Source organism: Peribacillus sp. YIM B13482 (genome assembly GCF_042787975.1).
Classification (GTDB): domain Bacteria; phylum Bacillota; class Bacilli; order Bacillales; family DSM-1321; genus Peribacillus; species Peribacillus simplex_A.
Genome location: NZ_JBHZPF010000078.1, coordinates 1 through 14,707, shown reverse-complemented (window position 1 = coordinate 14,707; position 14,707 = coordinate 1). Strand labels below are relative to the sequence as shown.

The 14,707-nt window shown below is 37.6% G+C and carries 10 protein-coding genes and 1 pseudogene; 6 read left to right on the top strand and 5 right to left on the bottom strand.

Going from position 1 to position 14,707, the window contains the following annotated elements:
- Nucleotides 1–322 precede the first annotated feature (322 nt).
- The gene (locus ACFX4L_RS23295) at nucleotides 323–1,195 is read right to left on the bottom strand and encodes a LysR family transcriptional regulator (RefSeq protein WP_377406378.1); all 873 of its coding nucleotides are present in this window, start codon (nucleotides 1,193–1,195) and stop codon (nucleotides 323–325) included.
- 153 nt (nucleotides 1,196–1,348) lie between these two features.
- On the opposite strand from ACFX4L_RS23295, the gene ACFX4L_RS23290 reads away from it, so the two are divergent.
- Together ACFX4L_RS23290 and yyaC are read left to right on the top strand one after the other, a co-directional pair.
- Entirely contained in the window at nucleotides 1,349–2,476 is a 1,128-nt protein-coding gene (locus ACFX4L_RS23290) for an AbrB family transcriptional regulator (protein ID WP_377406375.1), read from the top strand.
- A gap of 92 nt (nucleotides 2,477–2,568) precedes the next feature.
- Nucleotides 2,569–3,084 carry a spore protease YyaC gene (gene yyaC, locus ACFX4L_RS23285; protein WP_377406372.1) on the top strand — a complete coding sequence of 172 codons (516 nt, stop codon included), beginning with the start codon at nucleotides 2,569–2,571 and terminating at the stop codon, nucleotides 3,082–3,084.
- Between the two features lie 83 nt (nucleotides 3,085–3,167).
- Here yyaC and ACFX4L_RS23280 read toward each other — a convergent pair whose 3' ends face one another.
- Nucleotides 3,168–4,478: a CitMHS family transporter gene (locus ACFX4L_RS23280; RefSeq protein ID WP_377406382.1), complete on the bottom strand. Its 1,311-nt coding sequence runs from the start codon at nucleotides 4,476–4,478 to the stop codon at nucleotides 3,168–3,170.
- A 226-nt stretch (nucleotides 4,479–4,704) separates the two neighbouring features.
- The gene (locus ACFX4L_RS23275) at nucleotides 4,705–5,568 is read right to left on the bottom strand and encodes a LysR family transcriptional regulator (protein ID WP_377406370.1); all 864 of its coding nucleotides are present in this window, start codon (nucleotides 5,566–5,568) and stop codon (nucleotides 4,705–4,707) included.
- A gap of 146 nt (nucleotides 5,569–5,714) precedes the next feature.
- On the opposite strand from ACFX4L_RS23275, the gene ACFX4L_RS23270 reads away from it, so the two are divergent.
- The 3 genes and pseudogenes from ACFX4L_RS23270 to ACFX4L_RS23260 form a co-directional block, all read left to right on the top strand.
- A complete protein-coding gene (locus ACFX4L_RS23270) occupies nucleotides 5,715–6,842 on the top strand; it encodes a 2-methylaconitate cis-trans isomerase PrpF family protein (protein ID WP_377406368.1) in 1,128 nt (375 codons plus the stop codon).
- 63 nt (nucleotides 6,843–6,905) lie between these two features.
- Nucleotides 6,906–7,046 (top strand): hypothetical protein, encoded by a 141-nt coding sequence (locus ACFX4L_RS23265; protein ID WP_377406366.1) that lies wholly within the window; start codon nucleotides 6,906–6,908, stop codon nucleotides 7,044–7,046.
- Nucleotides 7,047–7,072: 26 nt separating this feature from the next.
- Nucleotides 7,073–7,179, top strand: a pseudogene (locus tag ACFX4L_RS23260) (recombinase family protein); the annotation flags it as partial.
- A gap of 305 nt (nucleotides 7,180–7,484) precedes the next feature.
- Here the strand turns inward: ACFX4L_RS23260 and ACFX4L_RS23255 are convergent.
- Nucleotides 7,485–9,860, bottom strand: a complete 2,376-nt coding sequence (locus tag ACFX4L_RS23255) for a M14 family zinc carboxypeptidase (protein ID WP_377406363.1) — start codon at nucleotides 9,858–9,860, stop codon at nucleotides 7,485–7,487.
- Between the two features lie 950 nt (nucleotides 9,861–10,810).
- Entirely contained in the window at nucleotides 10,811–12,199 is a 1,389-nt protein-coding gene (locus ACFX4L_RS23250) for a M28 family peptidase (protein ID WP_377406361.1), read from the bottom strand.
- 1,333 nt (nucleotides 12,200–13,532) lie between these two features.
- Here ACFX4L_RS23250 and ACFX4L_RS23245 point away from each other — a divergent pair.
- Nucleotides 13,533–14,707 (top strand): IS4 family transposase (locus ACFX4L_RS23245; RefSeq protein ID WP_377406380.1); only part of this gene is annotated, 1,175 nt, incomplete at its 3' end.

Here is a 14,707-nt window from a genome sequence, read left to right as displayed (position 1 = left end):
AAAAAGGTAGATTTCCTCAGAATAAACTGAGAAAAACTACCTCTATTGGCCCGAAGGGACTTTTTCAGTGCCCTCCTTTATTGGTCGGTTTATTTTTATTGAAACACTTTATTTTTATTGGCGGTTTCTGTTTTAATGCTACGAAACATAACTAGCCCTTATAACATTCTCTAAAAGGTGATTCTTTTCCTTTTTATTGTTTGCGTTCGTTTTAGTATACTTATACAAACGTGATATGATAATTTATAGCATTTCTCAATGAAATGAATCGACCCTTATGCCATCCTTCCCTTGCACAAAGACTACAATGTTCTTTTTGTGACTACGTGATACTTCGCATGTCCATTCCTTCTATAAACTCAACAAAGGCTTTTACAATATTCAACTCTAAAGATTCCTTATGGTAGAACATCCAAGTCTTACGAATAATTTCCTCCCCATTTTTTGTTTTAATCTCAAATTTATGGATATTTTCCAAATCATTCAATATCAAGCTTGGCAGAATTGCGTAACCTAAACCATTCGCAACCATCTTTTTGCATGTATCAGCTTTATCGACATTGATGCTGACTAATGGCGGCCGGGAATAGTTTTCAGTCCACCAATTATCCACTGTGGTTTTTAGTAAAGGATCAGTGTGATAATCTATTCTCGGTAAAGTTGGCAGACTGCTAATATCAATTTCTTCTTTAGAAGCGATACAAATCCTTTCTTCAAAGAGCAGTTTCTTTTGATCTTTCCAGCTGTAATCCCCTTTTACAATGCCAATATGTACATCTTGATTGTACATTAAATGGGTAATATGACTGCTCAAACCTGTTGTTACCATAAACTCAATATCAGGGTACTGGTCTTTAAAAAGCTTTAATAGCCCAGGGAGTTTATAATCGGTAAAGAAAGTTGATACACCTAATCTCAATATACCGGATACCTTATCCTCCATATTTAGAACAGTTTCTTTTATCTTTTGGATATTCCTTAACATCTCCTGAGCACTTTTTACCAGATATTCACCCTGTGGGGTAAATTGAACTCCGCGGCGGCCTCTGTTAACGATTCGAACTCCAAATTGTTTTTCCATCGCTTTCAATCGATTCGTCAAAGCAGGCTGAGAAATATACAATACTTTAGCTGTGTTTGTTATATTTTTCTCTTTATAAAGAGTTTGTAGAACTATCCAGTCTCTTTCATCCATAAATTTCACCCCTGAATGATTAGAAATAACTTTTATTTATGGTTTAATATAATTTTTCAATATTTTATTTATTTCTATGATTATACTATATTTATTGTATGAATTTGATGTAGCAGTGATTTATTTTAGATTGGATGAAAGAAGGCCGTTTATATGAAAAGAAACACTTTTATTCGAAACGTTTGGTTTATAGCTATAAGTAGCTTAGGCGGATTTTTTCTCTCGTTGACAGGTCTCTCCATTGGATGGATGATTGGTACATTTCTGTTGGCAGCCTTACTGTCATTTTTGAAGCCATCACTACTTAGGCAAGATGCCGACCAAAGGGGAGTGCCAAAATACTGGCTATTTATGGGGCAGTGTATTTTAGGAATTGAATTAGGACAGAAAATAAACTTGTCTTTTTTGCATATTTTTAGTGAACATTGGCTGACCATTATTCTCATGCTTATTCTATCTATCTTTTTTTCTTTACTTTCTGGTTTTATTCTTTGGAAGTATAGTAAAACTGATATGCTGACTAGCTTTTTTGGAACGGCTCCTGGCGGATTGTCCGCTATGCCAGGGATTGCGGAAGAGGTAGGGGCAAATACTGCTGTCGTCAGTATTATCCAAACAATGCGTGTTTTATTAGTTATACTTATTATTCCAATTTTTGTCTCTTCATGGGCGAGCAATCCAGTAGATCACGTCATCCTTCCTGCTCATACTAGATCACACTTTGAAGTGGAGAAGCTACTTTGGACTGTAGTATTAATGGGAATTGCATACGGCGGGTACCGCTTAGGCAAGTATTTAAAATTTCCAGCTCCTTGGTTGATCGGAAGTATGGTTGGAGTTGCCGTTTTTCAATCATTAAGCGCATTGTATATGGGTCATGATATGGTTTCATGGTGGCCGCATGAAGTGATCATTTTGTCGCAAGTTTTTATTGCGGCAAGTATCGGCTCCCGTTTTGATAAAAACATGTTTATAGGCTTAAAGCGGACGATAATTGTCGCCTTTTTAAGTACGATTGGTCTTATTTTTTCTATGATTATTTGTGCTATTTTTGTTTCAAAAGTAACGGGGATCGCTCTTATTACCGCTGTTCTTGCATTCGCTCCTGGTGGTATTGCTGAAATGACAACTACTTCTGTTTTACTAAATGCAGACTCTACATTTATCGTAGTGGTGCAAGTACTTCGAATTATTATTGTGTGTATTATATTGCCACCATTTTTCAGGTTGTTAAATCATCGGGAGCAGACAAAGCACTTATATTCTCAAACATCCGCTTAACTTTACATGCATAGGATTTATTTTGTTCGTATAATAGTAGTAAGGAGAATCGAGATGAGTCCCATTACAAGAAAAAGGAGTAGAGGTATCCTGTGGATCCGCACGAAAGAAATCTAGATATATTAGCATTAAAAATGAAAGATATTATTCAATCTTCTGGATATCAAAATGAAGATATTATCTTTCTTTGCATTGGTTCAGACCGTTCTGTAGGAGATTCATTGGGCCCTTTAGTTGGGACGATGCTTAAAGAACATCAAGTGCCTTATCGTGTTTATGGCACATTGGAAAAACCTGTTCATGCATTTAATTTAGAAGAAACATTAAAAGAAATTAATAAACTATTTAAAAAACCACTTATTTTTAGTGTGGATGCTTGTTTAGGTAATCAAAATCAAGTGGGTTATGTTTTCTTGAAAGAAGGACCTCTTGTACCTGGGAAAGCCCTTAAAAAAGTTTTGCCTGATGTGGGAGATTATCATATTGTAGGGATGGTCAATTATATAGATCCGTTACCAACTATGCAATTTTTAAATGATACTCGTCTATACACGGTTATGAAACTTGCGGAAACAATCGTAAAAATAATTATTCAAGCGGCTGACTAATTTTCTGTAACTTAAACGGGGCTGTCGCAAAAACCAGTAAAATTGGTTTATACGACAGCCCCGTTTCACTTAAGGTTTGATAATTAAGTGATAGCACCCGTCAAAATAGCAACAATGATAAGGACTAATGAACTAATAAGAGCCCATTTAAATGCATATCGCTGTAGTTCCCCGATATCTTTTTTTACCATTCCTACTATTAAAAGAGTCGATGCCACGAGTGGACTTAAAAAATGTATAGGCTGACCCAGTACTGATGCTCTGGCAACTTCTAAAGGACTCACTCCATATGCGGCTCCTGCTTCAGCAAGAATAGGCAAAACGCCGAAGTAATAAGCGTCATTGGATAAAACGAATGTAAATGGCATGCTAGTCAAGGCAACGACCGTCGGGAAGAATGAACCTAAAGAATCCGGAATGATGGCCACTAATGAGTTTGCGATGGCATCAACCATTTTAGTACCTGAAAAAACCCCAGTGAAAATACCAGCCGCAAATACTAAGGTTACTACAGTTATAGCGTTTCCAGCATGGGCCACGATTCGCTCTCTTTGCTGCTCTAAATTTGGATAATTAATGACTGAAGCAATCACAAAACCTATTAGAAACAAAACAGGTACCGGTATTAAACCTATTACAAGAATAACCATGACTATAATCGTTAATAAAAGATTGACCCATATTAATTTAGGACGCTTTAAATCATCATCTATGACGGAAGCTACCGCTGCCTCACCAAGAGCTAATTTCATTTCAGGAGCAGTGTTGATATGGACAACACCAAGCTTTTTACGCTCTTTTTTCCCAAGTACATATGCGGTAAAAAGAATTGAAGCCATTCCTGCTAACAATGTTGGGATAATCGGGACAAAGAATTCATTTGCATTCAGACCTAAAGATGCTATTGCTCTTGTGGCAGGTCCTCCCCAAGGAGTCATACCACTCATGATACTTACGGAAAGCATAGATATGGTAGCAAGAATAAGGGGATTCATACCAAGCCTCAAGTAAAGCGGCAGCATAGCAGAAACAGTAATCATATGTGTCGTGGTTCCATCGCCATCTAAGGCAACAGTCATTGCGATTACCGCAGTTCCTATCGCTATTTTAACTGGATCTCCTTTCACAATTTTTAACATCGACTTGATAAGGGGATCAAATAATCCGGCATCAATCAGAACTCCGAAAAACAAGATGGCGAATAATAGCAAAGCAGCTGAAGGTGCAACAACTTTTAAACCTTCAAGCATCATGTCCCCGAGTTTGGTACTAAATCCACCAATAATGGCAAAGACAATCGGGACTATCGTCAAGGCTGTAACTGGAGACAAACGTTTGGACATAATTAAGTAAGTAAAGATAACGACCATTGAAATTCCAAGAAAAGTAAGAATAATATTCCCTCCTATAAAGAAATCGCTTACAAAATGGAACAAGTAGGCAGGAAAAAATATTTAATATTATTTACCAACCTCATTGTTCTGTTTTTTAAGAATAGTACAAATTTTTAAATAAGTAAAATACATGATTTTTTATGTATTTATAAAAAAAAACTTATAATCCCTTATGAAAACAACAAAAAGCACAATGAAATAGACGGCATTTCATTGTGCTTTTTCATTAAAGATTGGCATTTTTATTTAAAAAATCAATAAAGTTTTTTACGGAAGATAGCTTTAATGATTCCTGGTTATACATTAACCATGTATTTCTTAATACAGGTTCTCCATTTTTGTAGGATAATCCGTATGTATGCAGGTTATCAGATGGCTGCATGCATATTTCTGGCAAGATGGAAACGCCAAGATCGTTTTTAACCATTTCTTTGCACGTCTCCTGCCGATCTGTCTCCATAGTAACTAATGGGGGTTCTGAAAATCTGTCATGCCACCAGCCACTCATCAAATTTTTTAAGGAGCTGTCTGTTTTATAATTAATAAACGGAAGCTCCGGTAAATTTTCAAGATCCACCTCTTTTTTAGAAATTAAACAAAGTCTTTCCTTGTGTAGAAGTGTTTTGATTCCATACCATTCATAATTACCACGTAATATTCCTAATTGAACACTAGAAGCGTCAAGAAGATGCATGATTTCTGTACTCCATCCTGTATTGACATTAAATTGAACATGAGGAAATTGGGTTGAAAACTTTTTCAATATTTTAGGGAGCTTATATTGAGCGAAATTACTAGAAACACCCAGACGTAGCGTGCCTCTCACTTCATTTTGCATATTTAACATATAATCTTTCGTTTTTTGTAGCTTTTTAACCATTTCTTCTGCATAACCAGCTAAATGTATGCCTTCAGAAGTAAACTCAATCCCACCTTTGATTTTATAAAAAATACTTGTTCCAAAATCTTTTTCTAAATTTTTAAGTCGATACGTTAGCGCTGGCTGCGAAATATATAAACGCTCTGCGGCACGGGTAATATTTTTTTCTTCATATAATACCCTTATCGCGGTCCAATCTTTTTCGTCCATACTACCCACCCCATTTAATTAGATTATAAAAATTTTTTTTGTTTTTTAAAAGAAAATATCTATTTTACTTATAATTTAATTTATCATACTATACTTTCAAAGGAACCGGTAGTGGTGAATTAATTTATATAAAGGTGGTTAATGCAATGAAAGTACCAGTAGTTGTAATACGCGGTGGAACAAGTAAAGGTGTTTTTTTCAATTTTGAACATATGCCTTCGAATCCCTTGCACTGGGATGCCTTCTTACTCGATGTAATGGGTAGCCCAGATCAGAGGCAGATTGATGGTCTTGGTGGAGCCAATTCGCTGACTAGTAAAGCAGCAATTATCAAAAAATCCGATTCGCCAGATTTTGATGTGGAGTACACATTCGCTCAAATAAGCATTGATAATCAAATGGTTGATTTTAAAGGGAATTGCGGAAATATATCATCTGCGGTCGGGCCATACGCGATTGAGCAAGGATTAATTCCGGCAAAGGAGCCTGTTACAACGGTAAGAATTTTTAATACAAATACACAAAAATTGATTATAGCAGAAGTTGAAGTTGAAAATGGACAAGTGAAAACAGAAGGAAGTTGCTCCATTCCAGGCGTTCCTGGGACTGGATCACCCATCTACCTTTCTTTTAATCGTGCCGAAGGAGCTGTAACTGGAAAACTTTTCCCAACCGGAAATCCGATTGATATGATTAAAACGAAGAACCGACTTATTCCCGTTTCAATTATTGACGTCGCCAATCCACTCGTTTTTGTAAGAGCTAAGGATATCGGTTTGACAGGAAGCGAATTGCCCGCTGATTTTTCACAGAAAAAATTAAATGAACTAGAAGAAATCCGTTCAATTGCAGCGGAAATGTGTCAATTTGCCGATAAGAACGCCGCAACGATCAAATCTCCTGCTGTGCCGAAAATGACCATTATTGCTCCTTCTATGGATTACGTCGATCAAACAGGATCGGAAAAAAAAGCTTCAGAGATGGATTTGATGATCAGAATGATGTCGATGCAAAAGCCTCATCAAGCGCTCGCTATTACAGGGGCCATCTGTGCAACTGCAGGAGCTTATTTACAGGAAACGATTCTATCTGAAATGGTGAACATTAAACAGGAAATTTTCCGATTAGCCCACCCGGCGGGGATAATGGAAACAAAAGTTGATTTCCTGGCAGGACACATACGCGCTATTAAAGTGGTACGCACAGCGAGAATCATTTTAGAGGGATTCGTGTACACCAAAAAAAGTTACGAAATTTCCTGTCAATTGGCTTGATTTAAATTCACTAGCAATTTACAGAATATACAAAAAAACATCTGTGACTTGGAAGCTATTCAAATGTTTATCATCACTCTCTATTTAAAAGAAAATATTAAGGTGTTTGAATTTAGCACAGAAAAAGAAGTGAAAGAAACATTCAAAAATATTAAAGGCAATAAAATTCTTTCCAAATTTGTTTACTTCAATGATCCTTTTTGATTCAAAAAATCTAAAAGTGGAAACCTATCTTTAACAACATGAGGTCCTTTGCAGAGTTTAAGCGGACAAGATCGTGGAGAGAACGCATGAAGGCAAAGCCATTACAAGACTGCGTGAAGATTTCAGAGAGGGTAGCGGCATAAACAATCTCTAGTTGTAGCTTTGAAAAAAAGTTTGATCAAATTAATACAAATAACCTTGATAAATAAATAGAAAGAGCATATTTTGAAAAAGATTGGTCAAAATATGCTCTTAACACTTTGACCGATAATTTATGTATATTTAAAGAATTATTTTGCACACCCACAAAAAAAAGCTACCTTTACATAAATTATTTTCTTTTATGAAGAAATGAAATCACTTTAATTATCAAGCGTTTAGCATTTTTTAAATAGCCAAAGCCGGATTCATTGCTGAATCCGGCTTTGGCTATTTCTACTATTTTTCAAAAATTGCATTTGATAGAAGACGGAACAAGTAATCCGGGTGGTCGCGGAAACCTGCTTCTAACCCAATAAGAGTTACATCTTTATTCTGTTCTTTTACGATTACGGCTTGGCCCTTGGCGGTTATGTTATCTTTCCAGTGACCAGCTACGAAGAAATTATCTGAATCTGCAAGGGTCGCGACGACTTCATCATTATCCGTACCCGTGAACCATGTTGGACGATAGACAAAGCCGATATCATCCTCACCATATCCTGCTGTTAAACCGGTTCCCTCATAATCGACTTTTACGATACCATTACTGTTGGAACCTCCTACATTAATGATGTCGTCTGTAAGACCAAGTGTCTTAGTTGCTCTAGATGCACCAGCACCTACAGCTATATATTTGCCTCCTTCATTTAAGAAGCTTGTCATATTTTCTTTAAACGCATTAAGTTGCCCGTCGCTCTGTAATCCAAATTCTTTATTAGCTTGAGATAGGTTGGTAGAAATGAGACTTTCCGTTCCACTATAGACAAAAATATCAAAACCGTAGAGGCTATTTTTAGCCACTTCGACTGGCGTAACTTCTGTCACATCAAAACCTAGTCTTTTCAAAGCGAGCTTTGTTCCTGCGTGTGATTTCTGTTTACCCATACCTCCATCCTTTAATATAGCCACTTTTAAAGACGTAATAGCCACTGCATCTACTGGTACCTCAGCAGTTCCAACTTGTAACCCAGATTCTTTCACCGCTGCTGATACCTGATTAGCTACTGCTTTTGCAAAGAAGTTGCCTTGTGCATCACGTACAATAGGTATTCCTTGCTTAAGCAATGCATTTACTAAATTTACCGATTGGACAGAGCTGTTCGGAATCAGAAACGGCCCTTTTCCTGAAACCGTTCCTTGACCTGTAATCTGGTTTACTTTCGTTGCTTTAACTTTAATAGGATTTTGTGTGGGTACTGCCTCGAATCCCCAAAGCTCCGGTAAACTCCATGCGGAAATGTCGTACATTGCTGGGGTATCGTTCGTGATGTCTTCCCCATCCCAGAGCATCGTGTTTGCTAATCCGGCTTTCGCCTGATCCATCTCAACGAGATAAGTTCCTTTTGGATATGACACTCCATCCGATTCAAATGCATTCACAGCTTGAACAACTTCAATATCATTATTGATCAAATGATTTACTGCCTTATTCGTAACAGTCGGATCCTTAGGGTCTAGTGGAAGTATGTAGGCTATTGGAAACAGCCCTTCCTTATGAAAAGGAGGGTCAAAGTTAATTCCTCTTTTAAAAACTTCAATTTGATCAGTAATCATGGATTGCTTGTTAGCTGTTGCAAATTTCAGTGCCCCCATAATCGAATTATACATCCATCGTACGCCATCCCAATCATTTGTTGGAGCTTCTAATGTATGACCGTAAGCACCATGGTACATCGCATACATTGGTGTGAAAATTGGTGGGTAATCATCCCAGCCAGCGGAATCGTCGCGCAGCGGAATATAGGTACCTTTCATGTTTTGATACAAGGATCCTGAATAGTTCCCATGATCCTTCATTATTTCCGCTTCCATCGCTTCTGCCTGTTTATAGGCCCATTTTCCGTATAAGTCATACTCGTAATTAGGATTATGCGGTGGCGTACAAGGCTCAATTAACCCCTGCAGATTTGGCTGATAATTCTTCACATAACCATGAGTATCAAGGAACACCATGGGATTCCATTCTTTAATGAGCTCAACCATCTCTTTTGTTTCTGGCTGCGACTGGGTGATAAAGTCACGATTTATGTCAATTCCTTCGCCATTAAAGCGGGTGGCATCAATCCGTCCATCTGGGTTTTGTACGACATTGAAAATAAGAATGTTATTCTTTAAAACGTCTTTGGTTGTTGAATCATTTTGGGTAGCAAAACGTTCAATTAATTGAAGGATTGCATCGCTTCCGACAAATTCAGTCCCATGAATAGAACCATTAATCATGATTGGAACTTTAAAGTCAGGATTATTGGCAACCCATTCTTGAGCTTTGCCTGGATTCTTAAACATTTGCTTTCTAAGTGCCTTCACTTTTCCAAACTTCCCTTGCGTTGTTGGGTCAGCAATCGTGACAACGTAGAGTGGGTTTCCATCAGCTGATGTTCCACGGACTTCAACTTTCACACGGTTTGAAAGTTTTTCAAGCTCTTTTAATTTGGAACCAATTTGTGAGAATTTCACAAAGTCATAGTTTTCGCTATTAAACTTGCTTCCGTCCTGTTCCTCATATGTATTCACATTTGTCCATTGAGGTTTCTCAGCATGTCCAGAACTCCACGGAATTACTGTTAGTAAACTCACAGCCATCAGGCCGGATAATGCTTTTTTCTTTTTCATCCTAAAACCTCCAGTATGTATATATAGTGATTTTTTGTATATATTAAAATACATAGTTTAATTGAATACAACACGAAATGACTGGCTAATGGGCTGAACAAATTCTGTTGAAAGCGCTTTAATTTTATTACGTTGAACAAATCACATCTTTAAAAATAGTCTGTATAAAATTTGATAAGCTCCCCCAGTAAGTAATGCTACATAAAGTTGACCTTCCGAAACTAGTGCTGCAATAGGAGCGAATCCAATAAAATAAACCATGAACGACTTGGTGGAAACGCAATACCTAAACCCGCATTACCAGCGTCTACTAGCTGCTTTAATTCCTTTCTAGACTAATAAATTTCTCCTTTTCTGCATCCTACTAATATTTCTTTTCTAAAAAATAAATTTCCATACATGTTTAAGAGTATCGCCTCCTTATTAAGAGATAGTAACCCACAAACTTAGATAACTGTTTTATAATATTATACACTTTATTTTTGTGTGAATTAAGAATTTTCAGTTAATAACGACTGAATTTTTATCCTATTTTCATCACTTCATAAGCATATTAGTATTTATAAATAATTTCCATGCGCTTCTAAATCGGTAAAAAGCACTGGTCTCGTACAATGTGTCAAACAACTTAGTTTAGCAAGCTTCTATTGTACGCAATTCGGTCCGAAGGTTAGAAAAATTACGATATACCGTAAATATATCAGAAGCATCCTAACCACCGATTTATTTGGTGAACTTTAATAGGGCGCTGCTCTTTTTCAAAAAATTGAAGTTTGCGTTTTATTTTTTATATGGTCTTTTTCCTGATTATTAGTGTTTAATTATAGTGAAAAAATTAAGCACGAGGCGCTGGCCGATAAAAAGAAGAGAGCATCTGTAAACTACACAGCTGCCCTCCTGATTTTCTCCAAGATCCATTATTAATCTCGTAATTCTGTACAATGAAGTATTTAATCTACCGGACGGTCATCAAAATCATAGTCTACCGTGACAGGTGCTACACGTGCATTTGTTAATGCCGGAGTTTCCGGACGGGCAATTTGATACACACTGGCACCGACAATTTCAGCTGCTTGCTGCAATTTTTCTTTCGATATCTTATCCAGTGTATCTGTAGGCTGGTGATACCAAGGCTCTACAGGGGAATGGATAAACAAGGCGGATGGAATGCCAAGTTCATGGAATGGTTGGTGGTCACTCCTGCCCAGCTGTCCATAAGGAATCGCAACATCCATCGTTCTGGCCCCTGCTGAGGAACCCAGGTCCGTCACAAGGTTTTTCATTCCATCAATGGTATACATAATCAAACCACCTGCAGGATTATCCTCGCCAGCATCACGTCCGCCTATCATATCCATTTGGAAGTGAGCCACCATGCGGTCTACATCCTCTTTGGGAAGGGAATCTGCATAGAAGGATGATCCAACGAGCCCTCTTTCCTCAGATCCGAACGTGAGGAAGCGAATTTCAGTGTCAATTGGCGTTTTGGCCAGGATCCTTGCCAGTTCCAGCACAGCTGATACACCCGAAGCATCATCGTTTGCACCAGGGCCGCCCGGGACAGAATCATGATGGGCTCCAACAGTAACGATTTGACCATTATCCTTATTGGCTTTTGGTTTTAGGGAAGCGATGACATTGTAGGATGTCTTTTCGATTCTTTCAGCTTTTCCCACTTCCAGAGTTGACGTGATTTGTTTAGTTTTAAGCTGTTCGACCAACTCTAAACCTTGGGCTTGGGTAATGGCTACAGCAGGTATATTTTGCCCCGCTGATACTTGTCCGAAATTATTTCCTGATGGTGAGTTGTTGTACATTAAAACGCCAACCGCTCCTTTATTTAGGACATTCTGAACCTTTTCAACAAAGGTAATGTCCCCACGTTCAACTAGTGCAATTTTCCCAGATACATTTTCTCCAACTTCCTCTGGCTTTGCTTTTCCAACATTAACAAGTTCGGCCGTTACCTTCCCGCTGATACTGCCGCTAATGGCACGCGGTGTTCCTCCTAAATCACTGTCACCAATTTTCACTTTTACATTTTGCACCGTATCATAGATGGGAAAAGGCTGAACCTTTGTTTCAAAACCAAGACTCTTAAACTGACTTTCTATGTATTTGACTGCACGGAGCTCCCCTTCTGTACCAGCAGCCCTCGGTTGCTCTGATAGATAGGCAATCGTATTATACATATTGTCCGCACTAATTTTTTTGATAACTTTGTTATCAAAAGCTGTGTCAGACTGGGCATTTGTTGCCCCGTTTGTTTGTGCAAATACTGTACCAGTTGATAGAGCCATACCCGCAGCTAATAGTACTGTTAGTGATTTTCTATACATGTAATCCCTCCTTATTCATAATATTCCTAATTATGTATTTAACTGAATAGTTTGTAAATGAGCTATTAGTCTTTAAATTCCAGTTATCAATCGGTGTCTGACACCCGCTCTCTTTTTCAATCATCATCTTAAATTCATTAAAACTCAGACAAAAAAGCACCCCAACTGGATGCTCAAGTTTCTATACCGGCCTAGTATTATAATTCCCAGATAGTAAATAGTAGTTTAAATAACTTTCATTCAAATCAGTTGAAGCTCCATAGGACAAATCCAAATACAAAAGAAATCCCGCAAGAGTGTTGTCGCCCCATTCCTCAAAGAACCAGCCTGCTTTTTGTTCATCAGTATAGGTAGAGATCCAAGGATATAATCTTTATACTTATAATTAATAATAATTCCTTTGTTTAATACCACTATACAATCTATTTGTTCAAAATAGGAACGTCATTTTCTTCGTAATATGTCTTGATTTCTCTAATTGTGTCATCAATATTACTTTTAGCCTTTATACTAAAAATAAAAAAAGGGACCTGTTTTGAATGATTGCGTATATATTCTGGCTTAGAATTTTCGTAAATAAGTGTATTGACTCGTCGACGCAATTTTTTTACTGATATACCTTGCACTAATCTTCTTTGGAGTTCATGAAAATTAGCTATATCAGGCTTTACTTCTATTGCAACATCTACACCGTCAGAAACAATTAGACTATGTTTACCACTATTATTGACGGTATGAGGGAAAGACGCATTGTAATAGAATTTTGGGTCAGGTTATTTAACCGTTTTATTATTAAACACAGCTTTCTCCGGATCAACCTTGTAAATCACACTATTAAAGATATATTTATTACCTTTCCCCATAGTCAACATTTCACAGCAAATATAGCCCATCAATCAATCAATCTTTTTTCAAAACGATACAACTTTATTAGGGGCACGGAAACGATTCGAGGATTAAGGGGCCATATGTATAAAAATTTACAATCGTTGTAAATTATCGAACCGAATAATCGGATAATTAATGCGGATTCTACCATATTTCAACAGGACTTAAAAATGCTAATTGAACCTTGGCTAACTGTTAAACAATATGATGAAAAAGATATTAAAAAAAGTGTTCAACAATTAAGATAAGTCTTTTCAAACAAAGCCCTGAATCTTCTACTTAGCGTAGAAAATCCAGGGCTTTTTATTCCAAAAATTGTCTTAGCGTATTCGCGTTTTGTCGGCAGGACCCCATGCCCATCAAGCTAAGTTTAAACAATACCTTCAAGAATGAAAAAACGCTATTCTTATTGTAAGAAGTTTACGAGAAAGGAAGGTGTTTTTTTATAAATCCTATCATCTCCAGTGAACTGACACTTTTTGCACAAGAATTACAACGTTTTCTATCTCCAATTGTCATACAAGAAACTGCCAAACAGGTGGGATTTGTACAGCGATCTAGTAAGTATCAAGCAAATGGACTTATCGCCCTGTGCGTTTGGCTCTGCCAAGAAGTCGCTAGTACATCACTCACGCACTTATGTAGTCGTTTAGAGGCTTCGACGGGGGTACTAATAAGCCCAGAAGGCCTGAATCAACGCTTTAATCCAGCAGCTGTCTCATTCCTCCGAGAAGTCTTTACTTCACTCCTAACACAAAAACTCTGTTCAAATCAATCGCTTTCTGCACACATAATCTCTACTTTCAATCGTATCCGTATTTTAGATGCGACAGTTTTTCAACTGCCTGATCATTTCGCCACTGACTATCGAGGTTCTGGTGGGAGTAGTAATACGGCAGGCGTGAAAATCCAATTGGAATATGATTTACTTAGTGGTCAATTTCTTAACGTGCAACTTGGACCAGGAAAGAATAATGATAAAACATACGGTACCATCTGCCTTGAAACCGTAGAGGCAGGCGATTTGTGTTTGCGTGATCTTGGTTACTTCGATTTAGGAGACTTACAAGCCATTCATGATAAAGAGGCTTACTTTATCTCGCGGTTGAAGCTGAATACACGCATTTATATCAAGAACCCTGAGCCCGAATACTTCAACAATGGCACGTTAAAAAAGCAAACCGAATACATCCAGCTTGATATGACACAAATGTTGTCTGGTCTACCCCCTGGTGAAACGATAGAAATCCCCGAGGCATACATGGGCCAAAATCAGAAGCTTCCAGCACGTGTCATGATTCATCGTTTAACCGACGACCAAACGCAAACACGCTTGAAAAACCAAGCGATACGTGAAAAGAAGAAAGGCATTGTCATGAAGGAGAAAAGTAAGCGTTTGATGGGAATGAACGTCTATATCACGAACACATCGCCAGAAGAAGTCCCCACTGATTATGTCCATTCCCTCTATTCCCTGCGTTGGCAGATTGAGATTTTATTTAAAACATGGAAGTCATTCTTTGAAATCGATGAATGCAAAACGATCAAAAAAGAACGCCTTGAGTGCCATTTATATGGCCAACTCATTGGCATTCTCCTCTGTTCTTCTACCATGTTTCA